This window comes from Oricola nitratireducens, from assembly GCF_014904745.1.
Lineage (GTDB): Bacteria > Pseudomonadota > Alphaproteobacteria > Rhizobiales > Rhizobiaceae > Oricola > Oricola nitratireducens.
The window spans coordinates 1-25,075 of sequence record NZ_JACZCS010000026.1 but is presented as its reverse complement, the minus strand read 5'-3'; the positions used below and the strand labels follow the sequence as shown (position 1 = coordinate 25,075).

25 protein-coding genes are annotated in these 25,075 nt (G+C 66.9%); 10 read left to right on the top strand and 15 right to left on the bottom strand.

Annotation, left to right across the window (positions count from 1 at the left end; translation table 11 throughout):
- The first annotated feature begins 148 nt into the window (after positions 1 to 148).
- The 5 genes from IG169_RS13790 (at position 149) to IG169_RS13770 (ending at position 6,514) form a co-directional block, all read left to right on the top strand.
- Positions 149 to 1,420 (top strand): acetylornithine deacetylase/succinyl-diaminopimelate desuccinylase family protein, encoded by a 1,272-nt coding sequence (locus tag IG169_RS13790; protein WP_210326021.1) that lies wholly within the window; start codon positions 149 to 151, stop codon positions 1,418 to 1,420.
- Positions 1,421 to 1,505: 85 nt separating this feature from the next.
- Complete coding sequence (locus IG169_RS13785) at positions 1,506 to 2,990, top strand: ABC transporter substrate-binding protein (protein WP_210326015.1); 1,485 nt, start codon at positions 1,506 to 1,508, stop codon at positions 2,988 to 2,990.
- Positions 2,991 to 3,070: 80 nt separating this feature from the next.
- The gene (locus IG169_RS13780) at positions 3,071 to 4,015 is read left to right on the top strand and encodes an ABC transporter permease (RefSeq protein ID WP_193176802.1); all 945 of its coding nucleotides are present in this window, start codon (positions 3,071 to 3,073) and stop codon (positions 4,013 to 4,015) included.
- Between the two features lies 1 nt (position 4,016).
- Positions 4,017 to 4,889, top strand: a complete 873-nt coding sequence (locus tag IG169_RS13775) for an ABC transporter permease (protein WP_193176801.1) — start codon at positions 4,017 to 4,019, stop codon at positions 4,887 to 4,889.
- Positions 4,886 to 6,514 (top strand): ABC transporter ATP-binding protein, encoded by a 1,629-nt coding sequence (locus IG169_RS13770; RefSeq protein WP_193176800.1) that lies wholly within the window; start codon positions 4,886 to 4,888, stop codon positions 6,512 to 6,514. Before IG169_RS13775 ends, IG169_RS13770 begins: the two co-directional genes overlap by 4 nt.
- 12 nt (positions 6,515 to 6,526) lie before the next feature.
- On the opposite strand, the gene IG169_RS13765 is transcribed toward IG169_RS13770, so the two are convergent.
- Complete coding sequence (locus tag IG169_RS13765) at positions 6,527 to 7,255, bottom strand: TetR/AcrR family transcriptional regulator (RefSeq protein ID WP_210326014.1); 729 nt, start codon at positions 7,253 to 7,255, stop codon at positions 6,527 to 6,529.
- 109 nt (positions 7,256 to 7,364) lie between these two features.
- Here IG169_RS13765 and IG169_RS13760 point away from each other — a divergent pair, with 109 nt between their 5' ends.
- A complete protein-coding gene (locus IG169_RS13760; protein ID WP_193176799.1) occupies positions 7,365 to 8,240 on the top strand; it encodes an NmrA family NAD(P)-binding protein in 876 nt (291 codons plus the stop codon).
- Here the strand turns inward: IG169_RS13760 and cbiB are convergent.
- From cbiB to cobA, 4 genes are read right to left on the bottom strand one after another with little or no spacing between them, the layout of a single operon-like run.
- Positions 8,225 to 9,217 carry an adenosylcobinamide-phosphate synthase CbiB gene (cbiB, locus tag IG169_RS13755; protein ID WP_193176798.1) on the bottom strand — a complete coding sequence of 331 codons (993 nt, stop codon included), beginning with the start codon at positions 9,215 to 9,217 and terminating at the stop codon, positions 8,225 to 8,227. The genes IG169_RS13760 and cbiB overlap by 16 nt on opposite strands.
- Positions 9,218 to 9,235: 18 nt before the next feature.
- Positions 9,236 to 10,237 carry a threonine-phosphate decarboxylase CobD gene (cobD, locus tag IG169_RS13750; protein ID WP_193176797.1) on the bottom strand — a complete coding sequence of 334 codons (1,002 nt, stop codon included), beginning with the start codon at positions 10,235 to 10,237 and terminating at the stop codon, positions 9,236 to 9,238.
- Positions 10,237 to 11,535 (bottom strand): cobyrinic acid a,c-diamide synthase CobB, encoded by a 1,299-nt coding sequence (locus IG169_RS13745; RefSeq protein WP_193176796.1) that lies wholly within the window; start codon positions 11,533 to 11,535, stop codon positions 10,237 to 10,239. The genes cobD and IG169_RS13745 overlap by 1 nt, the downstream gene beginning before the upstream one ends.
- On the bottom strand, positions 11,532 to 12,362 hold the full coding sequence (cobA, locus tag IG169_RS13740; protein ID WP_193176795.1) for a uroporphyrinogen-III C-methyltransferase: 831 nt from the start codon (positions 12,360 to 12,362) through the stop codon (positions 11,532 to 11,534). Before cobA ends, IG169_RS13745 begins: the two co-directional genes overlap by 4 nt.
- A 71-nt stretch (positions 12,363 to 12,433) precedes the next feature.
- Between cobA and IG169_RS13735 the strand changes: the two genes are divergently transcribed.
- Both IG169_RS13735 and IG169_RS13730 read left to right on the top strand, forming a co-directional pair.
- Positions 12,434 to 13,567 (top strand): cobalt-precorrin-5B (C(1))-methyltransferase, encoded by a 1,134-nt coding sequence (locus IG169_RS13735; protein ID WP_193176794.1) that lies wholly within the window; start codon positions 12,434 to 12,436, stop codon positions 13,565 to 13,567.
- Positions 13,564 to 14,238, top strand: a complete 675-nt coding sequence (locus IG169_RS13730; protein ID WP_193176793.1) for a cobalt-precorrin-6A reductase — start codon at positions 13,564 to 13,566, stop codon at positions 14,236 to 14,238. Before IG169_RS13735 ends, IG169_RS13730 begins: the two co-directional genes overlap by 4 nt.
- Here IG169_RS13730 and IG169_RS13725 read toward each other — a convergent pair.
- A complete protein-coding gene (locus IG169_RS13725) occupies positions 14,222 to 15,127 on the bottom strand; it encodes a LysR substrate-binding domain-containing protein (protein WP_193176792.1) in 906 nt (301 codons plus the stop codon). The two genes, IG169_RS13730 and IG169_RS13725, sit on opposite strands and share 17 nt — an antisense overlap.
- Positions 15,124 to 15,522, bottom strand: coding sequence for a hypothetical protein (locus IG169_RS13720; protein WP_193176791.1), 399 nt, complete (start codon positions 15,520 to 15,522; stop codon positions 15,124 to 15,126). Before IG169_RS13720 ends, IG169_RS13725 begins: the two co-directional genes overlap by 4 nt.
- Here IG169_RS13720 and IG169_RS13715 point away from each other — a divergent pair.
- Entirely contained in the window at positions 15,521 to 16,720 is a 1,200-nt protein-coding gene (locus IG169_RS13715) for a multidrug effflux MFS transporter (RefSeq protein ID WP_193176790.1), read from the top strand. The two genes, IG169_RS13720 and IG169_RS13715, sit on opposite strands and share 2 nt — an antisense overlap.
- 32 nt (positions 16,721 to 16,752) lie before the next feature.
- The gene (locus IG169_RS13710; RefSeq protein ID WP_193176789.1) at positions 16,753 to 17,646 is read left to right on the top strand and encodes a DMT family transporter; all 894 of its coding nucleotides are present in this window, start codon (positions 16,753 to 16,755) and stop codon (positions 17,644 to 17,646) included.
- Positions 17,647 to 17,710: 64 nt separating this feature from the next.
- On the opposite strand, the gene IG169_RS13705 is transcribed toward IG169_RS13710, so the two are convergent.
- The 8 genes from IG169_RS13705 to IG169_RS13670 all read right to left on the bottom strand — a co-directional run bounded on the left by IG169_RS13705 (position 17,711) and on the right by IG169_RS13670 (position 25,004).
- Complete coding sequence (locus IG169_RS13705; protein WP_193176788.1) at positions 17,711 to 18,004, bottom strand: hypothetical protein; 294 nt, start codon at positions 18,002 to 18,004, stop codon at positions 17,711 to 17,713.
- A gap of 185 nt (positions 18,005 to 18,189) precedes the next feature.
- Positions 18,190 to 18,552 (bottom strand): SpoIIAA family protein, encoded by a 363-nt coding sequence (locus IG169_RS13700; protein ID WP_193176787.1) that lies wholly within the window; start codon positions 18,550 to 18,552, stop codon positions 18,190 to 18,192.
- Positions 18,553 to 18,718: 166 nt separating this feature from the next.
- Entirely contained in the window at positions 18,719 to 19,492 is a 774-nt protein-coding gene (cobM, locus tag IG169_RS13695) for a precorrin-4 C(11)-methyltransferase (protein WP_193176786.1), read from the bottom strand.
- Entirely contained in the window at positions 19,492 to 21,324 is a 1,833-nt protein-coding gene (gene cobJ, locus IG169_RS13690; protein WP_193176785.1) for a precorrin-3B C(17)-methyltransferase, read from the bottom strand. The genes cobM and cobJ overlap by 1 nt, the downstream gene beginning before the upstream one ends.
- A complete protein-coding gene (cobI, locus tag IG169_RS13685; RefSeq protein ID WP_193176859.1) occupies positions 21,314 to 22,054 on the bottom strand; it encodes a precorrin-2 C(20)-methyltransferase in 741 nt (246 codons plus the stop codon). The genes cobJ and cobI overlap by 11 nt, the downstream gene beginning before the upstream one ends.
- Positions 22,051 to 23,253, bottom strand: coding sequence for a precorrin-6y C5,15-methyltransferase (decarboxylating) subunit CbiE (gene cbiE, locus IG169_RS13680; RefSeq protein WP_193176784.1), 1,203 nt, complete (start codon positions 23,251 to 23,253; stop codon positions 22,051 to 22,053). The genes cobI and cbiE overlap by 4 nt, the downstream gene beginning before the upstream one ends.
- Positions 23,250 to 23,879: a precorrin-8X methylmutase gene (locus IG169_RS13675; RefSeq protein WP_193176783.1), complete on the bottom strand. Its 630-nt coding sequence runs from the start codon at positions 23,877 to 23,879 to the stop codon at positions 23,250 to 23,252. The genes cbiE and IG169_RS13675 overlap by 4 nt, the downstream gene beginning before the upstream one ends.
- A 12-nt stretch (positions 23,880 to 23,891) precedes the next feature.
- Positions 23,892 to 25,004, bottom strand: a complete 1,113-nt coding sequence (locus IG169_RS13670; protein ID WP_193176782.1) for a sirohydrochlorin chelatase — start codon at positions 25,002 to 25,004, stop codon at positions 23,892 to 23,894.
- Between the last annotated feature and the right edge of the window lie 71 nt (positions 25,005 to 25,075).

The following is a 25,075-nucleotide window of genomic DNA, read 5'->3' as shown; positions in this document are numbered from 1 at the left end:
AGCACCTTACGTAAAGAGGAGACACCGCCGCGGGAAAATTTCGCGCCCAAGTGGTGCATGACGGCAACAGCTTCAACCACTTGCATGGCCCGCAGGGAAATCTCCCTTCGCGCTTGCCCTCCCCGGAAATCTGGTGATCAATGCGGTGATGGACGGGATGCTGGAATCGATTGCCGGGCGCAAGGATGACCTCGTCGCGTTGACGCGCGATCTCATCCGTTTTCCGACGGTCAACCCGCCCGGCGAGGCCTATGTGCCCTGCGCCGAATTCCTCGGCAGGCGTCTGCAAGCGTCGGGTTTCGCGACCGAGTTCGTCCGCGGCGAAGGCGCCCCCGGCGACAACGACTATTTCCCGCGCATGAACGTGATCGCCCGCCGCGAGGGAAAAAGCCCCGGCCCGTGCGTCCATTTCAACTCGCACATCGATGTCGTCGAGGCCGGCGACGGCTGGACGGTCGATCCCTTCGAGGGCGTTGTGCGCGACGGCCGCGTCTACGGGCGCGGCGCTTGCGACATGAAGGGCGGGCTCGCCGCCTCGGTCGTCGCGGTCGAAGCCTTCATCGAGGCGTTTCCCGACTATCCGGGCGCGATCGAGATCTCAGGCACGGTCGACGAGGAATCAGGCGGCTTCGGCGGCGTCGCCTATCTGGCGAAGAGGGGCTATTTCTCGCATCCGCGCGTCGACCACGTGATCATTCCGGAACCGCTCAACAAGGACCGCGTCTGCCTCGGCCATCGCGGCGTCTGGTGGGCCGAGATCGAGACCATGGGCGAACAGGCGCACGGCTCGATGCCGTTCCTCGGCGACTGCGCCGTGCGCCACATGGGCGCGCTGCTCGCTGCCTTCGAGGACAAGCTGTTTCCCGCCCTCGACACCAGGCAGACGCGCATGCCGGTCGTGCCGGAAGGCGCGCGCCGGTCGACGCTGAACCTCAATTCCGTCCATGGCGGCCAGACCGACGACTATACCGGCCTGCCCTCGCCCAACGTACCGGACTCCTGCAAGCTCACCATCGACCGGCGTTTCCTGCTCGAGGAGACGATTTCCGACGTCAAGGGCGAGGTCATCGCAATCCTCGACGATCTCAAGGCGACGCGGCCGAAATTCGACTACGAGATCCGCGACATCATGGAAGTGATGCCGCTGATGACCGAAAAGGACGCGCCCGTCGCCAGCGCCGTCGCGCACGGCATCCAGACGATCTTCGACCGTGAGCCGGATTACGTCATCTCGCCGGGCACCTACGACCAGAAGCACATCGCCCGCCTCGGCCATCTCTACGACTGCGTCGCCTACGGTCCCGGCATCCTCGATCTCGCCCACCGCCCGGACGAATGGGTCGGTATCGAGGACATGATCCAGTCGGCGCAGGTGATGGCGCTGGCGCTGCACGAACTGCTTTTTGCACGGCAACGGTGAGTACATACGCGATTGAAGTCCGAACCGTGCTGACAATCCACACCGATCCTGCTTAGATTTGGCCGCGACACTCGGGAGGCTCGCCATGATACCGATAATCAGATCCATTCTCGCCGGCGCGGCCTTCGCGCTTGCCCTGACGACGTCCGCCTTCGCGGCGCGCACCGATCTCACGCTCGCCATCCAGCTCGAACCGCCGCATCTCGATCCGACGGCGGGCGCGGCCGGCGCGATCGACGATGTGACATACGCCAACATCTTCCAGGGCCTGACGCGGATCGGCTCCAACGGCGCGGTCCAGCCGGACCTCGCCGAAAGCTGGACACTGTCGGATGACGGCCTCGTCTACACCTTCAAGCTGCATGACGGCGTCAAGTTCCACGACGGCACGGCGCTTGATGCCGGCGACGTGGTCTTCTCGCTCGATCGTGCCCGCGCCGACGATTCGACCAACGCCCAGAAGGCGCTGTTTGCGGCCATCGAAAGCGTCGAGGCGGTCGACGATCTCACCGTCAAGGTGACGCTCAGCCATCCCCAGGGGTCGTTCCTCTACAATATGGGCTGGGGCGACGCGGTGATCGTCGCGCCGGAGTCGGCCGACACCAACAAGGAAAAGCCGGTCGGAACCGGCCCGTTCAAGTTCGACACCTGGGCCAAGGGGTCGTCGGTGACACTGGTCAAGAATCCGGACTACTGGGGCGATCCGGTGGCGCTTGACAAGGCGACCTTCCGCTTCATCTCCGATCCGGCCGCCGCCACCTCGGCGCTGATGGCCGGCGACATCCAGGCCTTCCCGGCCTTTCCGGCGCCGGAAGCCGTCGCCCAGTTCGAATCGGACCCGCGCTTTTCCGTCGTCATCGGCTCCACCGAGGGCGAGACCATTCTTGCGACCAACAACGGCAAGCCGCCCTTCGACAATCTGAAGGTGCGCCAGGCCATCGCCCACGCCATCGACCGCCAGGCGATCATCGACGGCGCGATGTTCGGCTTCGGCACACCGATCGGCTCGCATTTCGCCCCGCATAACCCCGCCTACGAGGAACTCGTCGAGACCTACCCCTACGATCCGGAAATGGCGAAGCAGCTGCTCGCCGAAGCCGGCTACCCGGACGGCTTCAAGGCGACGCTGAAACTGCCGCCGCCGAGCTATGCGCGCCGCGGCGGCGAGATCGTCGCCGCGCAGCTGCGCGAGGTCGGCATCGATCTGGAGATCATCCCGGTCGAATGGGCGCAATGGCTCGACCAGGTCTTCAAGGCAAAGGACTACGACCTGACCATCGTCTCGCACACAGAGCCGAACGACATCGGCATCTATGCGCGCGATGACTATTATTTCGATTATCACAACCAGGCCTTCAAGGACGTGATGGCGAAGCTTGACGCGACCGCCAACGAGGACGAGCGCTATGCGCTGCTGCGCCAGGCGCAGGAGATCATCGCCAAGGATGCGGTCAACGGCTACCTGTTCCAGCTTCCGAAGATCGGCATCTGGGACGCCAAGCTGCAGGGATTGTGGCACGACATGCCGCTGCAGGCCGACGACCTGACCGGCGTCTCCTGGAAGGATTAGGCAGGCGCGAGGCCAGATTTTCGGGCGGGCCTGCAACGGCCCGCCTTTTTCTTTGCGCTTGCAGCAGGTAAACCGGTTCCATGCTCTCCTACGCGCTGCGCCGCATCGCCGTCGTCCTGATCACGCTTCTGGCGGCGAGCGCCATCGTCTTCGCCGTCCTCGAGATCGTCCCCGGCGACCCGGCCCGCCTGATGCTCGGCATGAACGCCGGCGAGGACGCCATCGCCGCGCTGCGCGAGCAGATGGGCCTGAATCAACCCCTACTGATCCGCTATTTTTCCTGGCTCGGCGGCCTGCTGAGCGGCGATTTCGGCCGCTCCTACACCTATTCGGTTCCGGTGATAGACCTCGTGCGCGAGCGGCTCGTCGTCTCGCTGCCGCTGGCGCTGATGGCGCTGTTCCTGTCGACGGCGATCGCGATTCCCGTCGGCATCTTTTCGGCGTCGCGGCGCGGCACCGCCTCCGATGCAGGCGTCATGGCGGCGACCCAGCTCGGCATCGCCATCCCCAATTTCTGGTTCGCGCTGCTTCTCGTCTATGTCTTTGCGGTCACGCTGCGCCTCGTTCCCGCCGGCGGCTTTCCCGGCTGGCAGGCGGGCTTCTGGCCGGCGCTCGCCTCGCTGCTGCTGCCGGCGATCGCGCTGGCCCTGCCGCAGGCGGCGATCCTGTCGCGCGTCACCCGCTCGGCGCTGCTCGACGTCATGGGCGAGGATTATATCCGCACCGCGCGCGCCAAGGGTCTGCCCGCCAACATCGTGCTGTGGCGTCACGCGCTGCGCAATGCGCTGATCCCGGTCCTGACCATCCTCGGCCTGCAATTCTCCTTCCTGCTCGCCGGCACGATCATCATCGAGAACGTGTTCTACCTGCCCGGCCTCGGCCGCCTCGTCTTCCAGGCGATCACCCAGCGCGACCTGATCGTCGTCGAAAGCGTCGTCGTGCTGCTGGTCGCCACCGTCATTATCGTCAATTTCCTCGTCGATCTCGCCTATGCCTGGGCCGATCCGCGCCTGAGGAGGCGGTGAGATGGAAGAGGAGCTGATCGCCCTCGAACATGAGGACTGGCGGCACTTCACCCGCAAGGCGTTCACCAACCGCTCCTTCCTCGCAGGCGCGCTGATCACCGCCGTCGTCGTCGCCGTCGCGCTGTTTTCATTCGCCTGGACGCCCTATGACGTAACCAAGCTCGTCATCGCCGACCGGCTGCAATCGCCGAATGCGGCGCACTGGTTCGGCACCGACCATTTCGGCCGCGACATCCTCTCGATGATCATGGTCGGCAGCCGCAATTCCATCGCCGTGGCGCTGATCGCCGTCGGCATCGGCATCGCCGTCGGCGTGCCGCTCGGCTGCTGGGCGGCGGCGAAACGCGGCCTCGCCGACGAGGTGTTGATGCGCGCCTCCGACATCGTCTTCGCCTTTCCGGCGCTGCTGTCGGCCGTGATGATCACCGCGATCTTCGGCCCCGGAATCGTCAACGCCATCATCGCCATCGGCATCTTCAACATTCCGGTCTTCGCCCGCGTGGCGCGCGGCGGCGCGCTGGCGTTGTGGCCGCGCGAATTCGTCCTCGCCGCCCGTGCCTCGGGAAAACGCGCTGGGCTGATCACCGTCCAGCATATCCTGCCGAATATCGCCAACCTGCTGCTCGTCCAGGGCACGATCCAGTTCTCGCTCGGCATCCTCGCCGAAGCCGGGCTTTCCTATGTCGGCCTCGGCACCCAGCCGCCCGCGCCGAGTTGGGGCCGCATGCTGTTCGAGGCGCAGACCATGATGACGATCGCCCCGCACATGGCGATCGTGCCGGGCCTTGCTATCATCGTCACCGTGCTCGGCCTCAACCTGCTCGGCGACGGGCTGCGCGACGTGCTCGATCCGAGATTGCGGCGGCAGCGATGACCGGTCCCGTCCTCGAGATCGAAAACCTGTCGCTGTCGATCGGCCGCCATGCGATCCTGAAAGACGTCGATCTCACCGTGAGGGCCGGCGAGGTCGTCGGACTGGTCGGCGAATCCGGTTCAGGCAAGTCGATGACAGCGCTGACCGTCATGGGCCTGCTGCCACATGCCGCGCGCACCGCGGGCAGCGTCCGCTTCATCGGCGAGGACTTGCTGTCGGCGACCGAGGACCGCCTGTGCGACCTGCGCGGCGACGACATCGGCATGGTGTTCCAGGAACCGATGACCGCGCTCAACCCGGTCAAGACCATCGGCGAGCAGGTCGCCGAAGGCATCCGCTGGCATACCGGCGCCAACCGGCCGGAAGCCGAGTCCCGCGCCCGCGCCATCCTCGCCCGGGTCGGCCTGCCGGAGGAAAAATTCCCGCTGTCGCGCTACCCGCACGAACTCTCCGGCGGTCAGCGCCAGCGCGTCGTCATCGCCATCGCCTGCGCCCTGCATCCGAAACTGCTGATCGCCGACGAGCCGACCACCGCGCTCGACGTTGTGTTGCAGGCGCAGATCCTCGACCTGCTGCGCGAACTCGTCGCCGAAAACGACATGGGCCTGATCCTGATCAGTCACGATCTCGGCGTCGTCGCCGACATGGCCGACCGCATCGCCATCCTGCGCCGCGGCGAAGTGCAGGAGGCCGGCGAAACCGCCTCCGTGCTGCGCGAGCAGAAGCACCCCTATACCCGCGCGCTCGCCGAGGCCTCGACGCATGTGCCCGCCTGGGCGAACGCCGCAACGCCGCCCGGCGACGAGCACCGCCTGCTCGAACTCGAGAATGTCGCGCGCCACTATCCCGGCCACCGCAAGGGCCTGTTCGGCCGCGGCGAGCCGGTGCGCGCGGTCGACGGCGTCGGGTTTTCGGTGCGCGCCGGCCATTCCGTCGCGCTGGTCGGGCAGTCCGGCTGCGGCAAGTCCACGCTCGCCCGCATGATCCTGGCGCTCGACAGGCCGACATCCGGGAAAATCGTCTTCGACGGCATGGAGACTTCTGCCCTCGGCGAACGGGCGCTCCGCCCCGCCCGCCGCGAGATGCAGGTCGTCTTCCAGGATCCCTACGGCTCATTCGATCCGCGCCAGAAGATCGAGACCTCGGTCGCCGAGCCGCTGCACCTGATGGACGAGCGCATGGGCCGGCGCGAGAAACGCGAACGGGTCACCGAGGCGCTTGTCGAGGTCGGCATGACGCCCGCCGACAGGGACAAGTATCCGCATGAATTCTCCGGCGGTCAGCGCCAGCGCCTCGCCATCGCCCGCGCCATCATCACCCGGCCGAAGCTGGTCGTCGCCGACGAGCCCGTCTCCGCCCTCGACGTATCGATCCGCGCCCAGATCCTCGATCTCTTCGCCAAGCTGAACGACGATCTCGGCCTTGCCTTCCTGTTTATCACCCATGACCTGACGGTCGCCCGCGCGATCACCCATGACGTGCTGGTGATGGATCACGGAAAGATCGTGGAGACCGGGAAGACGTCCACCGTGCTCGACCACCCGCAGACCGATGTGACCCGACGCCTCATTGCCGCCGCGCCGGATTTGCAAAGGGCAATTACAAGACGGCTAACAGCCGGTTGATGCAACTCCGGCTCAGGACGAGCCCCCGGCAAGCCGGTCGAGCCATTCCGCCATCAAACGCCGCTCGCCGTCGGTCAATCCCGTCGCTTCCGGCAACACCGCGCGCAATGCGATTGCCGCACCGGCGGGCCCCGGATTGTCGACCGCGGAAACATCGGATGTGATCGCGGCGATGACGGCTTCGCGCGCGGCCTCGGAGAGCCCCATGTCCCGGCGGCCTTCCGGCATGGTCAGCAACGCCAGCACGGTGCCGGTCCCTGCAGCGCGCATCAGGTTAACCGCCCTCTCCTCGTTCACCCTCAGTCGCCCCGCCGCAGCGACGCGCCGGACGTGTTGTCTCAACAGGTCGTAGCCTGCTTCGGCGGCCGGCGGGCCAACGCCCGGACGCGGATCACCGAACATGATCGAGAAGATCGCGGGGTTGGCGAGGCCGAAACCGACATGCAGATCCCAGCCGGTCCGCAGGTTCCCGATCGGATCGGAATCCGGTTTGCGGACCTTTTTTTCCCTCAGATAATCCGCAAAGCCCTGCTCGGCGACCGCGTCGAGAAGTCCCCCCTTGTCGCCGAACAGCCGGTAAATGGTCGGCGCCTGGACGCCTGCCGTCGCTGCCACCGCGCGCGTCGTCACCGCGTCGCGCCCACCGCTCGCGATGAGTTCCGCCGCTGCGGAAACAATCCGCCCGCGCACATCGTGTCCGTCGTTTCCTTCAGCCCGTTCCGCACTCTGAATGTCCATCATGCGCCGATCCTACACCCTCCCTGTTAACAACGATAGCAGAGACTTGTTATCGATAAATATCGATGATAACACAAACGTATTATCAACGATAAAATTCAGGAACAGCATCATGATCATCGTCACCGGAGCCAGCGGCCAGCTCGGCCGTTCCATTATCGAAAAGCTCCTCGACCGCATGCCGGCCGACAGGATTGGCGCCAGCGTTCGCGATCCCGAAAAGGCGCTGGCGTTCGGCGACAGGGGCGTGCGCGTGCGCCGCGGGGACTACGCGGACCCCGCAAGCCTGCCGCATGCCTTCGAAGGGGCGGCGCAGGTCCTGATCGTGTCCGCCAGCACCACCGGCGGAGCCGCGCTCGGCCAGCACCGCGCCGCGATCGAGATGGCGAAACAGGCCGGCGCCCGCCGCATCCTCTACACGGCCCATATGGGCGCCAATCCGGCGTCGCTGTTCGAACCCATGTGCGACCACGCCGCCACAGAGGAAATATTGGGTTCCTCGGGTGTCCCCTTCACGTCGTTGCGCAACGGATTTTACGCCGCCACAATTCTCATGACGCTCGGACGGGCGGTCGAAACTGGCGAATTCGCTGCTCCCGAGGACGGTCCGGTGTCCTGGACCAGCCATGCCGACCTCGCTACGGCCGCCGCCATCATCCTCGCCGATGAAGGGCGTTTCGACGGCCCGACACCACCGCTGACGGCCTCCGAGGCGCTCGATTTCGACGATATCGCCGCCATGGCCTCCGAACTGGCCGGGCGCCCGATAAGGCGCATCACGATTTCCGATGAACAGCACAAGCAGAACATGATGTCTCACGGTATGCCGGAAGATCGGGCCGAAATGCTCCTTGGGGTTTTCAGGGCCAGCCGCAGGGGCGAGTTCGCCGCCATCGATCCGGCATTGGAAAAGCTGCTCGCTCGTCCGCCGATATCGGCGCGCGACTTTCTCGCCACGCACCTGCCGATAGGTCAGAAAAGGGAATAGCGCGAGGTCAATGCCACGACCGCCACGATCACCGCGAGAATCGTCATGGTGCGCCAGAACACTGCGAGCGCCGCCACGATATCCCTTTCGGTCGCCGAATGTCGGCCCGAGACATTCATGAAGGGATCGTCGGCGATGTCGCCGGCATAGAAGCGCGGGCCGCCGAGCGCGATGCCGGTCGCCGCCGCCATCGCGCTTTCCGGCCAGCCGGCATTCGGCGAGCGGTGCAGCCCCGCATCACGCATCATCACGCCAAAGGTCCGCCGTGCCCGGTCGATCCCCTGCAGGCTCCCGTCCGCCAGCGCGATCATCACGCCCGTCAGCCGCGCCGGAACCCAGTTGGCAAGATCGTCCAGTTTCGCCGAGGCGCGCCCGAAGGCGCGATAGCGTTCGGATTTGTGGCCGATCATCGAATCGGCGGTGTTCAGCATCTTGTAGACGAACAGCCCCGGCAGTCCGAAGACAGCGTACCAGAAAGCCGGCGCGACGACGCCGTCGGAAGCGTTTTCGGCGAGGCTCTCGATCGCCGCGCGCGCGACGGCGGCTTCGTCCAGCGTCTGCGGATCGCGCCCGACGATCATCGCCACCGCCTTGCGGCCGCCGGCAAGTCCGCCGTCACGCAACCCGTCCGCCACCGCGCGAACATGGTCGGCAAGCGATTTCTGCGCGATCAGGATGGTCACCACGACGAGTTCCGCCGCCAGGCCGAAGACACCGATGAAATCGAACGCCCATGCAAGCCAGTGGCCGATGACGCCGGAAAACAGCAGCAGCACCGCAATGGCCAGGAAGCCGAGTTTCTCGCGCGTTTTCGGCGAATGCTCCGGATTGTTGAAGGCCTGCTCGAAGGCGCCGATCACCGTGCCGAACCAGACGACCGGATGCGGCGCGCGCCGCCAAAGCCAGTCCGGATCGCCGATCAGCCGGTCGGCGATCAGGGCGATCAGGAGAATGGTGAAGTGACCCCCGGCATACATGACGCCAAAGTCTTGCCCTTACCGGAAAATTTCGGCAAGGGCCGATTCTAGCAGGATAAACTCCTGACCTCCGCCAGGCAGTCCGAAGCGCAGCCAGCGTTTCTCGTAGTCGAACGCACGCACCAGGATGTGCCGTTCCGCCAACGCCCGCGCGATGCGCGCGGCCTCGTCAAGGGCGGCCAGCACGAACAGGTCCGTGCCGCCAACGATTTCCAGGCCCGCCTTGTCCAGCAGGTCGGCAAGCCGCGCGCTGTCGGAGGCAAGCCGCGCCCGTGCCGCCGCGATCCAGTCGTGGTCGCGCAGCGCCTGCGCGCCGATCGCGAGCGCCGGCCCCGGCACCGCCCACGGGCCGATCATCTGTCGCAGCGAGGCAATCACGTCCGGGTCGCCGATGGCAAAGCCGAGCCGTACGCCTGCAAGGCCGAAGAACTTGCCGAAAGAGCGCAGCACGGTCAGCCCCGGTTCGGCGGTCAGCGCAACCAGCGAACAGCCGGGCTTGACGTCGGCAAAGGCCTCGTCGGCGACCACCATGCGCACGCCGCCCTCGCCGCGCGCATGACGCGCGATCCGCTCGGCCGGCCATGCCCGCCCGTCCGGATTGTTCGGCTGGCCGACGATCAGCAGCGGACCGGTATCGCCGCCCTCGGGAAGCTCCGCCGGCGTCTCGATCCCGGCGCCGGCCATGTGGAAGGCCTGCGCGTATTCGCCATAGGTCGGCGAGACGATCGTCACCCGGTCGAGATAGTTGAACAGCAGCGGCAGCCACTGGATGATCGCCTGCGTGCCCGGCGCGGCGACGATGTCCGCGCCATCCGGAACGCCGTAATAACTCCGCGCCGCGTCAAGGCAGTCCTGCATCAGGCTGTCGTCCGGCAGCCGCTGCCACACTCCGGCCGGAAGGTCCGGCACCGGCCAGGCAACCGGGTTGATGCCCGTCGACAGGTCGAGCCAGTCGGCGCGGTCGCCGCCATATTCCGCAATCGCGCGATCGAGCGCGCCACCGTGCCGGATCGTGTCCATCAGTCCGCCCTGTCGATGACATGCATGTAGGAACCGGCGACGGAGCCGCGCCTGAGCCCCATCGGGCCGAGATCGGCGCCGCGCGCGTCGGCCGCCGAAAACAGCCGCTCGCCCTCGCCCTCCGAGATCAGCGTCGAATAGTGGAACTCGTGCGCCGTCAGCGGCAGCGCCCAGGGCGAGGCGGCGAGCGGCGCCAGCCGCCGGTAGCCGAGATGCCGCTTCCGTTTCGCGTAGCTGGTGACCACCGGCAGCAGCCCGGCCATTGCGTGGCGCGCGCCGTCGGCGTCGATCAGGCCCTCGCCCAGCACCATGTAACCGCCGCACTCGCCATAGACCGGTTTGCCGGCCCCGGCCGCCGCGCGCAGGCCGGAAAGGAAGCCCTCCGCGGCCGCGATTTTGCCCGCATGGAGTTCGGGATAGCCGCCCGGAAGATAGACCGCGTCGACATCCTCGGCCGGCGCCTCGTCGGCGAGCGGCGAGAAAAAGGAGATTTCCGCGCCCTGGCGCTGCCAGCCGCGCAGGACGTGCGGATAGGAAAACGCGAAAGCCGCGTCGCGCGCCACCGCGATGCGCTGGCCGAGCGGCGGCAGGCGTGGCACGCCGGCCGTCACTTCGCCGTCGCCGGTCATCGTCGTCAGCGCGGCGATCCGGTCGAGATCGAGGGAGACGGTCATGGCAAAGGCGGCGTCCGTTATGAACCGGTCGAGATTTTCGTGTTCGCGCGCCTGCACGAGACCGAGATGGCGCGACGGCAGCGCCAGCGACGGGTCATGGCGCACCGCGCCGAGCACCGGTATTCCCGACGGGTCCAGCGCGTCGCGCAGCATCTGTTCGTGGCGCGCGCTGCCGATCCGGTTGAGGATCACCCCGGCGATCAGGACGTCGGACCTGAAATCGTTGAAACCGGCGACCAGCGCGGCGATCGAATGCGCCATGCGGGCGCAATCGACGACGAAGACGACCGGCAGGCCGAGCAGCGCCGCGAGATCGGCGGGCGATCCCTCGCCATTGGCGGCGCTGTCGTAGAGCCCCATCATGCCCTCGACGGCGAGCAGCCGGTCGCCTGCGGCGTGGCGCGTGGCGAGAATACGCAGGAGATCCGGCCGCATCGCCCACGGATCGAGATTGATGCAGGTCTCGCCGGCCGCCTCGGTGTGGAATGCCTGATCGATATAGTCCGGCCCGGCCTTGGCCGGCGCCAGCGCCACGCCGCGGTCGCGCAGCGCGCGTAGAAGCCCGAGCGTCACTGTCGTCTTGCCCGAGCCGGAATGCGGCGCGGCGACGAGGAAACCCATCATGCGGACCGGCCCTTTGTCCGGCTGCCGAGCGGATCGGTTCGCAGCACCCGGCCCTGTTCCGCGGCGCCCAGCCAGTCGAGCGCCGCGCGCATCCGCACCACCTCGCCGACGACGACGATGGCCGGCGGCGACAGCCCGGCGACCGCGAGATCCTCCTCGGCGCGGCCGAGCGTCGTCTCCAGCACCTGCTGCTGCGCCGTCGTCGCGTTGCAGACAAAGGCCATCGGTTCGTCCGGCGAGCGCCCCTCGGCGATCAGCCGTGCGGTGATGGTGCCGACATGTTTCATCGCCATGTACATGACGATCACCGGCGAGCCGCGCGCGACGCCGGCCCAGTCGATCGCGTCGGGCATCACGCCGGTCGCGTCATGGCCGGTCAGGAAGGTGACGTTGTGGTTGGCGTCGCGATGCGTCACCGGGATACCGGCATAGGCAAGCCCGCCGATCCCGGCGGTGACGCCGGGCACGATGCGGAACGGAATGCCGTGCTCGACCAGCGTCAGCGCCTCTTCGCCGCCGCGCCCGAAGACGAACGGGTCGCCGCCCTTCAGCCGCAGCACGCGCTTGCCTTCGCGCGCAAGATCGACGAGGCGCAGCGAGATGTCGCGCTGTTTCGGCGACGGCTTGCCGCCGCGCTTGCCCGCATATTCGAGCACCGCATCCGCGTTGGCGAGCGCCAGGCAGCCGGCATTGACCAGCGCGTCGTGCACGATCACGTCGGCCTGTTTCAGCGCATTGACGGCATGCAGCGTCAGCAGGCCCGGATCGCCCGGCCCCGCCCCGACGAGCCAGACATGGCCCGCCTCGAAACACGGCAATCCGTCCATGATCCCGTCTGCGTTCAACGCTGTCGTCCTTCCCGCTTTCGCGCCGTCATGCTGTCACCTATAAGGCGGTGATGGTCACGGGCAAAGCCGAAATCAGGCGCGTAAGGCGCAAGGAAGGCCGCAAGCCGGGAGGCCCGCTTCGGCGCGGCTGGACGACGGGCGCCTGCGCGACCGCCGCGACCAGGGCCGCTCTGACGGCGCTCCTGACCGGAAAATTTCCCGATCCTGTCTCGATCACCCTGCCGAAGGGCGAAACGCCCGCCTTCGCGCTGGCGCGCGAAACCCTCGGCGACAATTATGCCGAGGCGGGCATCGTCAAGGATGCGGGCGATGATCCGGATGTCACGCATGGCGCGACGATAATCGCCCGCGTGCGCCGCGCCGGGCCTGGAACCGGCATCGGTTTTCGCGCCGGCGACGGCGTCGGCACGGTAACGAAAGCGGGCCTGCCGGTGCCGCCCGGCGAACCGGCGATCAACCCCGTCCCGCGCGCCATGATGACGAAAGAGGTAGAGACGCTCTGCGCCGAGCACGGCATTCCGGCCGACATCGAGATCACGATCTCGGTGCCCGGCGGCGAGGCGCTGGCGCAGCAGACCTGGAACCCGCGCCTCGGCATCCTCGGCGGTATCTCGATCCTCGGCACCACGGGCATCGTGCACCCGTTTTCCTGTTCCGCCTGGATCCATTCGATCCATCGCGGCATCGACGTGGCGCGCGCCGCGGGGCTGACCCATGTCCTCGGCGCAACCGGCTCGACCTCGGAAGCCGCCGCCCAGGCGATCTACGGCCTGCCCGAGATCGCGCTGCTCGACATGGGCGATTTCGCCGGCGGGCTACTGAAATATCTGCGCGCCCACCCGGTCGAAAGACTGACCATCGCCGGCGGTTTCGCCAAGCTCGCCAAGCTGGCGCAAGGCGCGCTCGACCTGCATTCCGGCCGCAGCCAGGTCGACATGGAGTTCCTGTTGAAACACGCCCTCGACGCCGGCTTGAATCAGGAGCTGAGCGACCGGATTCGATCCGCCAACACGGCGCAGGAAGTGCTTGAACTGACTCGGCAAAACGGCGTCGCGCTCGCCCCGCCGATCGCCGAACTGGCCCGCGCGACCGCGAAGGAAACGCTGCGCGACGCCCCGGTCGCCGTCGAGGTCATCGTCACCGGCCGCCAGGGCGAAATCCTCGCCCGGACGGGTTTCGCATGAGCGAAACCGTCCTCATTCTCGGCGGCACCAGGGAAGCCGCGGAACTGGCGGCGGAGATCGTCCGCGAGCATCCGGACTGGCGCGTCATCACCTCGCTGGCCGGCCGCACGAAGGAACCGAAACCCGTCGCAGGCGAGGTCCGCATCGGCGGTTTCGGCGGCGCGGAAGGACTCGCCGTCTTTCTGGAACGGGAGCGCGTGACCCGTTTGATCGACGCGACCCACCCCTTCGCGAACCGGATATCCGCCAACGCGAAGGCCGCCGCCACGCTCGCCTGTGTGCCGCTCGACACGCGCACCCGCGCCCCTTGGCGCAAGCAATCCGGCGACGACTGGACCGAGGTCGCCTCGCTGGAGGAGGCCCGCGACGCGCTTCCCTCCGGCGCGCGTGTCCTTCTGGCGCTCGGACGCCAGCATATCGCCCCCTTCGCGGCGCGCGGCGACGTGCATTTCGTCGTCCGCATGGTCGATCCGCCGGCCGAGCCACTCGCCCTGCCGGACCACGAGATCGTCACCGGCCTGCCCGGCCGCACGGCGGAGGAGGAAGCGGCGTTGCTCGAACGCCACGCGATCACCCACATCGTCTGCCGCAATTCCGGTGGCAACGGCGCCTATGCCAAGATCGAGGCCGCGCGGCAGTTCGACCTGCCCGTCATCATGATTGCGCGCTGAAACCGCCGACAGACGCCTGCAACTCGTTCTTCAGCCATTCCCGGAACCGCGCCACATGCGGGTTGGGCCGCGGTGCTGCAGCGGTGACGAACCAGTAGGAATCACCCGTCGGATACCGGTCGGGAAACGGCGCGACCACCTGTCCGGACGCAAGCGCATGGCTCGCCAACGGTTCCCAGGCGAGAAACACGCCCTGCCCCGCGATTGCCGCGTCGAGGCCGAGCGATCCGTCGGAATAGACCGGCCCCTCGCCAAGGATCGACTTGTCGAGACCGTTCGGCGCGAGCCAGACATCCCAGTCGAACATCGCGTACTGGTCCCGCACGATCGGCGCCTTCGCCAGGTCGCCGGGCGATTTCAGGGTCTCCGCGAGTCGTGGATGGCAGACCGGAAAGACCGTCTGATCGAGCATCCATTCCGCCGCGACGCCCGGCCAGCCGCCCTTGCCGACGCGTACGCAGGCGTCGATATCGGCGGTGTTAGGATCGACCAGCCCGACATCGGCGTCGATGCGTACCCGCACGCCGGGATCGGCGGCGCGGAACTTTTCGAGCCGCCACACCAGCCACCGGCTGGCGAAAATCGGCGCGACGGAGACCGTCAGCGCGTCATGTGCCCGCGCCTCGGTGAGCGCCACGGCCCGCGACAGTTCCGCCATGCCCGCCGTCAGCCGGGCGCAGACCTCCTCCCCCAGCGCGGTAAGCCGCAGCCCTTTGGCCTCGCGCGCAAACAGCGGCCGCCCGAGCGCCTCTTCCGTGCGATGCAGCTGCTGGCTGACCGCCCCGGCGGTGACGCCCATTTCCTCGGCCGCAGCCGCAAGACTGCCGAGCCGGCCGACCGCCTCGACCGCGCGCAACCCTGAAAGATGGATCCTGTTGAGATTCTTCATTTTAGTTTTTCTAAATCAGAATCGACAAGAAGTCGATTTTTTAGCCGGAGCCATGATGCTTTAATAGCTTCATGTTCAACATCTTCTATATGCTCAATCCGTGGCGGAAACGATCTCCTTCCGTCCCGGTCCGGCCCGGAGACGCCGACTGGCACAGCGATCCGCTGTCCCATCCGGTCATTCGCGCCATGGACCCGAACGAGCTTGCGGACCTGCCCTTCCGGTCGGCCCGCGAGCATGGCAGGCGCTGACCCGGCCCGTCTGCCATCCGGTTTTGTCAGCAGGAATCCCGCCGCCTCTGGCCTCGTCTTCTGAATCGATGTAGGGAGCGCCCTCGCACCGGAATCGCTCCGGCCCGCGATCCCGGCAATCGAGAACACGGCGGAAATTTCCATGCAGCCCGGATTCCTGCGTTCGGCAATCGTGCTTGGCCTGCTTGCCTGGGTCGGGCCCTTCGCCATCGACATGTATCTTCCCGCGCTCCCGGTGATCGCGGACGACCTCGACACGACCATCGCCGCGACCCAGACGACGCTGACGGCCTATTTCATTGCCTTCGGCATCGCCCAGCTCGTCTATGGCCCGCTGTCGGACTGGATCGGCCGCAAGCAGCCGATCTATCTCGGCCTCGCGATCTTCATCGTCGGCTCGCTTGGCTGCGCGCTGGCGCCGTCCATCGGCTGGCTCACTGCCGGACGCTTCGTGCAGGCGCTCGGCGCGGCGACCGTCATGGTCGTGCCGCGCGCCATCGTGCGCGACCTCTACACCGGCAGCGCCGCCACGCGGCTGATGGCGCTGATCATGCTGGTCATCTCGGTCTCGCCGATGCTCGCGCCGCTGTCCGGCTCGGGCCTGATCGTACTTGGCGGCTGGCGGCTGATCTTCGGCGTGCTCGCCGCCGCCGCGGTGCTCTCCATCCTGCTGACCGCCTTCATCCTGCCGGAAACGCTTGTGCCGGAACACCGCGTTGCAATCCGCCCGCGCGTTCTGCTGGCCGGAGCGAGGCAGCTTCTCGGCGATCCGAAATTCATGGGCCTGACCTTCATAGGCGGCTTCGGCATGGCCAGTTTCTTCGTCTTTCTCGCCACGGCGTCCTTCGTCTATACCGGCCAGTACGGCATGTCGCCGACCGGTTTCAGCCTTGCCTTCGCGGTCAACGCGGTCGGCTTCTTCGGCGCGTCACAATTCGCGGCAAGCCTCGGCGACCGGTTCGGCATGGGACGCATGGTCCTCGCCGCCGTCACCGGCTTCGCCGCGGCCGCCTTCGCGCTGTTCGCGCTGGTCCTGCTCGGCTTCCGGTCGATTTACCTGCTGATCGGCCTGCTGTTCGTCGCAAACGCCTTCATGGGTCTCGTCATCGCGCCGACCATGGTCATGGCGCTCGACGATCACGGCGACATGGCCGGCCTCGCCTCCTCGCTCGGCGGAACGCTGCAGATGCTCGCCGGCGGCGTGATGATCGCGGCGACCGGTCCGTTCTTCGACGGCACCGCCCTGCCGATGGTCGCGGCCATCGCGGTCTGCGCCGCGTCCGCGCTGGCGCTCGCCGTCGTCACGCTGCGGGTCCGCACGCAGCCCGGCGCCGCCGCATGACGCCGTCCTGACCATATGGGATCGGGCGAGAGATGAGCATATTCGAACTGGCCGCGGCCTGCGCCGCGATGACCTGGGCCTTCTCCGCCGTGATCGCGGCAGGCCCGTCGTCTCAGTTCGGCGCCATCGCCTTCAACCGGCTGCGCATGGGCATCGTGCTGGTCATGCTGGTCATCATCGTCGCGATCACCGGCGGCTGGCGCACGCTTCGGCCGGAATTTCTCGGTCCCCTGGCGCCGTCCGGCTTCATCGGCATCTTTCTCGGCGACACCTGCCTGTTCCTGACCATGAACCGGATGGGCCCGCGCCGCTCCAACATCCTGTTTTCCACCAACGCGCCGATGTCGGCGGTGCTCGGCTGGCTGTTCCTCGGCGAGGCGATCGTCCCGCAGAAGATCGCCGGCATCGCCATCGTGTTCGCCGGCGTCATCCTGGCGATCGTCTTCGGCAAAAGGCGCTCGCAACTCGACATCTGGGAAACGGTGAAAGGCTCGCTGCCGGCCGGCATCGCGCTCGGACTGGGCGCAGCGCTCTGCCAGTCCGTCGGATCGCTGATCGCCCGGCCCGTCATGGCCTCCGGCGTCGATCCGGCATCTGCCTCGGCGCTGCGCGTCGCCGTCGCGGTGGTCTGCCTGTCGCTGCTGATGGCGACCGGCATCCGGCAGGTTCAGGCCAGGGCGCGGCCGACGGCGCGCATGGTGGCGGTGATCGGCATCTCCGGCATCGCCGCCATGGGCATCGGCATGACGCTGGTGCTGTTCGCGCTTTCGGGCGGAAAGGTCGGCATCGTCGCGACGCTGTCGGCGACGACGCCCGCCTGGATATTGCCGCTGATCTGGATCAGGACCGGCGAGCGCCCGGCCGCATTTGCCTGGGCCGGCGCGGCGCTGGTGATCGCAGGATCGAGCCTGATTTTCGCGGCCTGAGCGTTTCCAGGCGAAGTGGAAGCCGGTTCGCCGTCCGGAGACGCAGCGGGAAAAACCCCGCCTTTTACTTCTCGCCGTAGTGCTCGTCGATATAATTGACGGTATGATCGAGATCCTGCGACAGGGCGTTGAGGTCGCGGTTGACCTCGTTCTTGATCGCCTGCCAGACCGAACCTTCCTCTGCGGGAAGTTTGGCCTTCATGGCCGCCGCCTTGGCCTCGAATGCCTCGATCTTCGCCTTCCCCTCGGCCGGAGCCTCGGCGTCCGCTTCGATCCTGGTCTTCTTTTCCGCCAGACGGTCCTCGAGTTCCTTGAGGCTCTCGCGCAGTTCCTGCAGGCTTTCCTTTATCGTCGTCACGGCATTCTCCTGATCGTGTCGTTTGGTGGTCCCGTTTGGTCCCGTCTAACGCAATTCCAGGAAAAGTGGAAACCGGTTTTCCGTCCGGAATTGCGTTAAAACAAACAGTTGGGGACGTTCGTCGGTTCCTTGAAACGATGATCGTCTCCGGCGCCCTGAAGCAACGGAGGCCAGACCCCGCCGCGTCAGCCCGCGACCCATTCCCACGCCGTCTCCAGCTGGTCTTCGGGATAGGTCCGGACCTCGCCCTTGAACAGGAAGCCGCAGGCCTTGATGCACCAGCCGATCCAGTCCGGCCCGCCGACGATGGCGAGCTTGTCGAAATCGGCGGTGTGCCCGAAACCGTAGGTCATGTCGTCCCAGGCGGCGTGCAGGTCCCATCCCGCGAAATCCTTGTCCATGTGGACCAGCAGGTCGAGCTTGCCTTCCTCTTTCAGGATCTTTTCCAGCCGCGGGATCAGGACCTCCTTGTAATCGGCGTCGGTGAGCTTGCCGCTCGCCCGGATTCCGACGAATTTTCCGGTGCTTTCGTCCATGAACTCGATCATTGGCGTTCTCCTTTGCACAGAAACCCGTCATCCCCGCGCTGCACGGTCATCTCGACCGGTGCGGACGCCGAATCCATTATGGCGACGATGTTGTCCGCATTTGGCCGGAAGACGCTTTGATGTCCGTCAATTTCCGCGTCGGCGGCCGGATTTCAGCGCCGTCGCGCTAACCGGCTTTCTTCTTGCCGCGGTTGCGCAGCACATGAGCATAATCGGCGTTGTAGAGATCGGAATCGCGGAACGCGACCTCGCCGAACACCTTGCCGACGAAGACCAGCGCCGTGCGCGTGATCTTCGCCTCGCGCACCTTCTCCTTCATCCCGGCAAGCGTGGTGCGGATATAGAGTTCGTCAGGCCATGTCGCGCGATAGGCGATTACCACCGGGCAGTCGGCGCCATAATAGGGTTCGAGCGACCGGCGGATATAGTCGAGATTGCGGATCGACAGGTGGATCGCCAGCGTCGCGCCGGATTTGCCGAGCACTTCCAGCTGTTCGCCCTCCGGCATCGCCGAGGCCTTCATGCCTGTGCGCGTGACGATGATCGTCTGCGCGATCTCCGGCAGCGTCAGTTCCGCCTTCAGTTTCGCCGCCGCCCCGGCAAAGGCCGGCACGCCGGGCACGATCTCGCAGTCGATCCCGAGCGCGTCGAGCCGGCGCATCTGCTCGGCGACCGCGCCATAGATCGACGGATCGCCGGAATGTACCCGCGCCACGTCCTGGCCTTTCCGGTGCGCCTTCTCGATCTCCTCCATGATCTGGTCGAGATGCATCGGCGCGGTGTCCAGCACCAGCGCGTCGGCCGGCGCCGCCTGCACGATTTCCTCGGGCACCAGCGATCCCGCGTAAAGACAGACCGGGCAGCGCTCGATCAGGCGAAGCCCGCGCACGGTGATGAGGTCCGGCGCGCCCGGCCCGGCGCCGATGAAATAGACGGTCATTATGCGTTCCCCATCATGGTCCCGGCCTTCCCGGAATAGCCGCGCGGCGTGTAGACCCAACGCCGGCCGTCGCCCGTCTCGGCAACCCGGCTGTCGGACGAGCCGACGACCACCACGGTCAGCATGTCGACATCGTCGACATTCAGTTCTCCGAGCGGCACGATGCGCACCTGCTCGCCGTCGCGGCCGAGATTGGTCGCCAGGATCACCGGCGTTTCCGCCGGGCGATGCTTCAGCAATTCGTCGCGCGCCCAGGCGAGCTGCGTGCGCCGCTTCTTCGACACCGGATTGTAGAAGGCCACGACGAAATCGCCCTCGCCCGCCGCCTTCACCCGCCGCTGGATATCCTCCCACGGCGTCAGCAGGTCCGACAGCGAGATGGTGCAGAAATCGTGCCCCAGCGGCGCGCCGGCCCGCGCCGCCGCCGCCTGCAGCGCCGAGATGCCGGGCGACACCTGGATCGCGATTCGGCTGGCCGCGTCCGTGACACCGCCCTTGTCGATCAGTTCGAACACCAGCGTCGCCATCGCGTAGATGCCCGCGTCCCCCGAGCAGACCAGCGCCACATCCTTGCCCTCGCCCGCCAGTTCCATCGCATGGCGGACGCGGTCCTCTTCCTTGCCGAGGTCGAAATCGTGCCGCGTCTTGCCGGCTGCGAGCGGCCCCAGCAGGTCGAGATAGAGCGAATAGCCGACGAGATCGCTCGACGCCGTCACCATGCGGCTGACTTCCGGCGACCGCCAGGCCTCCGCGCCCGGCCCGATGCCGACGACGTAAAGCGTGCCGCGCGCCCTCCCGGGGAAATTCGCCGCCTTGAACGGTTTCGGCGCCCGCGCGACCGCGCAGGTGGCCCGTGCCGATTTCCGCTTGGCGACAACCAGTTCGCCCTGCGGTCCGGCGGCGGCCAGTGCCGCGCCTTCGGCGACGCCATGGCAGCCGACCTCGGCGAACACTACCTCGGACGGGTTTTCCAGCCGCGGCGTCTCGGCCTCCAGCGCCGTCGCGTCGAAGAACCGCGCCGCCACGCCCAGTTGAGCCGCAACGTGATGCACCGCCCGTTCGTCCGCCTTGAGATCGAGCGAGACCACCGCGCCGACGGCGTCCGCCGCCAGGCCGGCTTCGGCCAGCGTGTCGCGCACCAGCGTCCACGCCTCCGCCGGGTCGCAGCCGCGTTCGCAACCGATCCCGACCACGAGCCGTTGCGGGTGATAGACCAGTTCGAGTTTGCCCGGATCGCGCCGCATGTCGGTGACCGCGAGCGTCACGGTGCCGTTTCCGGCAAGCGGGATGGCGCTTTGCGACAGCCAGTCGGCCTCGCCGTCCAGCACCGCGTCCGCGCCGGCCAGAAGTTCGGCCATCACCGCCTTGGCATCGCCCGGATTGGCAAGCGCATAGCCCTTGGGCGGCGCGTCGAGGGCCACGCCGAAGCGGAGATCCCCCGCCGTCGTCACCGCCGCCATCCCGCCGAGCGCAAAGGCAATGTCCCGCGCCATCGTATTGGCGCCGTGATGGCCGCCGAGCAGCGGCACAGTCGCATGGCCGTCTTCCGCCACCGCGACCACTGGCGGCTCGTCCTGTTTGGCGGCGAGTAGCGGCGCGAGGATGCGGATCACCGCGCCGGACGCCATCACCGCGACGATCGGCACGGAATCGAGAAACAGCGCCTGCATATGCGCCTTCACATCGTCGAACAGCACGATGCCGTCCGCTTGCGTGACGCGCTTTTTCGCGCCGTGGATCATCCCGCCGGTCGTGTTGCGGATGGTCTCGGCGACCGGCAGCGCCGCGTCGCTCAGGATCACGATCGCCGGGGGAACGGTTTCAGTCGGCATGTTGTCCGCCTCCGGCGGGAAGCGCGCGGATCCAGTCCTCCGCGCCCTTGTAGATCAGGATCATCGAGAAATAGGGTGCTGTATCGGCGGTAACTGATTCCAGCGGCAGGATCTTTTCGTCGCCGAGACTGACCCGCTCGCAATAGCCGGCGACATCGAGCAGGCCGAGCTTGTCGATCAGTTTCCTGATCCGAGCGAAATGCCGGCCGACCTTCATGATCGCCAGCGCGTCTGAATTGAGAATCCGCGTTTCCATCTCCGCGTCCCGCAACGGGCCGGGAATGACGGTCAGCACGTCGTTGCGCGCCGCGAGCGGGCGCTGCAGCGCCGCAGCCGACGCCATCACCGAGGAGACGCCCGGCACGATCTCGGTCCGGTAACGCGGCCCCAGCCGCTCGAACAGGTACATGAAGGAGCCGTAGAAGAACGGATCGCCCTCGCAGACCACCGCCACGTCGCGCCCGGCGTCGAGCTGGCCGGCGATTTCGTCGGCCGCGCGGTCGTAGACCTCCGCCGCCGGGAACCGTTCGACCCGCATCGGCACGACAATGGGGATTTCGACCTGATAGGGTGAAAGGTAGCCCGCAACGACCGACCGCGCGAAGCTTTCGCCGGTATCCGGTGCCGGATAGGCGACGACCGGGCATGCCGTCAGGATACGGTGCGCCTTCAGCGTCAGGAGCTCGGGATCGCCCGGCCCGACGCCCAGTCCGTAGAGCGTGCCGGTCATGGTCGTTTCGTCCATGCCCACTGGGTGACCGGCATGGATGGCTTCCAGCCGTGGAACGGCCCCACCGGCTGCGCCGTGTCGACCGAGATGCGCTGCAACTCGCCGCCATGCGCGTCGAACGCGGCAAGCAGCACCGCCTCGCTTTCCAGCGTCACCGCGTGGACGACCAGCCTGCCATGCGGCTTCAACGCGTCGATGCAAGCCTCTATGCCGACTCGCGAAATCCCGCCGCCGACAAAAACGGCGTCCGGCGCCGGCAGTCCGGCGAGCGCCTCCGGCGCGGTCCCGTCGACGAGACGCAATTTCGGCGCGCCGAGTTTCAGCGCGTTCTCTTCCGCCATGGCGCGGCGCTTTTCCTGCGGCTCGATGCCGATGGCGAGCGCCTCGCGGCCGGCCCGCATCCACTCGATGGCGACCGAACCGCAACCGCAGCCGACATCCCACAGGATGCCGTCGCGCACCGGCACCAGCTTTGCCAGCGCCAGCGCCCGCGCCGTCCGCTTGGTGATCTTGCCGTCATGCGAAAAGACCTCGTCCGGAAGCCCGGTGCGCGGTAGCACCTGCGCATCCGGCCCGGCGATGCACTCGACCGCCAGGACGTGGAAATCCGGCACTTGCGTGTCCCAGTTTTCGGCAACGCCCTCGAACCGGGCCTCGTTCGGCCCGCCCAGCGCCGCCAGCACCGTCAGCGTCGACGGCCCGTAGCCGCGTTCGCTCAGAAGCCTTGCCACCGTCCCCGGCGACGTCGCATCCTTGGTCAGCAGCAGCATCCGCACGCCTGGCGCGAACCACGGGACGATCTGCTCGGCGGCGCGGCCATGCACCGTCAGCGTTTCGACATCGGCCAGCGACCAGCCCATCCGGCAGGACGCGAACTGGAACGCCGACAATTGCGGGTGGAAGACGATCTCGTCCTTCGGAATGCCCTTGAGGATCTTCGCGCCGACCGAGAACCACAGCGGATCGCCGGTCACCAGCACCACGACGCGTTTGCCCTTGTGGCTCCTGATCTCCTCGATCATCGCATCGAAGGGCGACGGCCATGCGATCCGTTTCGCCGTCATGTTGGCGGCGAGCGTGTGATGCCGATCGCCGCCGACGATCACCTCGGCGTCCCCGACCAGGGCCCGCGCCTCGGCGGTCAACCCGTCCATGCCGTCCTCGCCGATACCGACGATATGCAGCCAGGCATCGCTCATGTGTTCAATCCTCCGGCGAGCCCGTTGACAGCGGCCTGCGCCATCGCCGTGCCGCCCTTCTGGCCGAGCAGCGTGATGAACGGAATACCGCGCGGATTGTCCGCCAGTTCCTGCTTCGATTCCGCCGCGCCGACGAATCCGACCGGAAAGGCGATGATCGCCGCCGGCCGCGCGCCGCCCGCGTCGATCGCCTCCAGCAGCCGGAACAGCGTCGTCGGCGCATTGCCGATGGCGATGATCTGGCCTGCCAGCCGCTCGCCCCAAAGGTCGATCTGCGCCGCCGCCCGCGTCATCCGGTTCCGTTTGGCGTGGGCCGCGACATCCGGCGCGGAAATCCGGCAATGCAATTCGCAGCCCCCGGGCAGGAGATGCTTCATCACCCCGTAACGCAGCGTCTCGACGTCGCAATAGATGTCGGCTCCGCCGGCAAGCGCTTTCGCGACCGCGTCGGCGATGTCGTCCGAGAACCGCAGGTCGCCGAGCACTTCCGGCATGCCGCAGGCATGGACGATCCGCGTCGCCACCGGCCGGATCGCCTCCGGCAGCGCCTGCAATTGCTCGACGCGCGAAATCATCTCGAAGGATTTCGCATAGATGGCGTCAGGTTCGCGGATGTAGTCCATCATCGAAGGCCTGTCTCAGCCCCGCGCCTTTTCCATGCTTTTCGGCCCGAGCGGGTGGCCGGCATGCGGATAGGGATGATGATGGTGGCCATGGTCATGATCGTGCCCGTGCTGATGGTCATGATCGTGGTCATGCGCGTGCACCGGCGTCCACTCGATGCCGTGTTCGCGGCAGAATTCCTCGTCGCGGCAGCGCCCGTCGCAGTCGCCGTTGCAAGGGCAGTTTTCGGGCGCGCCGCCGACGCCCTCGACATGGTGGTGATGGCTTTCCTGCGCCTGGCCCACCTCCGCCTCGAAGCCCAGCACCTGCTCGCGATACTTGCACATCTGGCAGTTCATGTTGTTGGCGCCGTCGAGGATCTCGCGCACCCGGTCGACGAAGCTCTCGATGACGAGGTCGTGGTCGTTCAGATACGGCGCCTTGACGAATTCGATCTCCGGATTTGCCGCCGCCACCTCGTCGGTCTGCGAATAGATCCGCTTCACCAGCACCCCGGTGAACAGGAAATACGGGAAGACGACGATGCGCCGGTAGCCGAGCTTGGCGGCATGTTCCAGCGCCGGCTTGACCAGCGGAAAGGTGACGCCCGAATAGGCGGTCTCGCCCCAGCCGAATCCCATGCCCTCCCAGAGCATGCGCATCACCTTGGCGACGTTGGAATTGGCGTCCGGGTCGGACGCGCCGCGCCCGACAACGACCAGCATGGTCTCTTCCATCGGCACGTCGGACGGACTGGCGTCAAGCGCCTCGCGGATGCGTTCGCCGGCCGCGCGGATCATCTTCAGGTCGATGCCGAGCTCGCGGCCGTAATCGATTCTGACGTCCGGATTTTTCGCCTGGTAGCTGTTCAGCACCGAGGGCAGGTCGTTCTTGGCGTGGCCGGCCGCAAACAACATGCCCGGCACGGCGAGAATATGTGTCGCGCCCTTTTCCTTCAGCGCGTCCAGCCCCTTGTGCAGGACCGGATTGGCGAATTCCAGATAGCCATATTCGACCGGCCATTGCGGAAAGCGTTCGCGCAGCCGGATCGCCAGCTTGGAGAACTCGCCGACCGCGTTCTGGTTGCGGCTGCCATGGCCGCACACCATGATCCCGTAGCGCGGGCCGCCCTCGATCCCTTTCAGCATGATCAGGCCTCGACTGCGTTCGTGTCGTCGGCGGTCGCGCCGTCTTCGGTGGCGGTGTCTGCCTTGTCCTC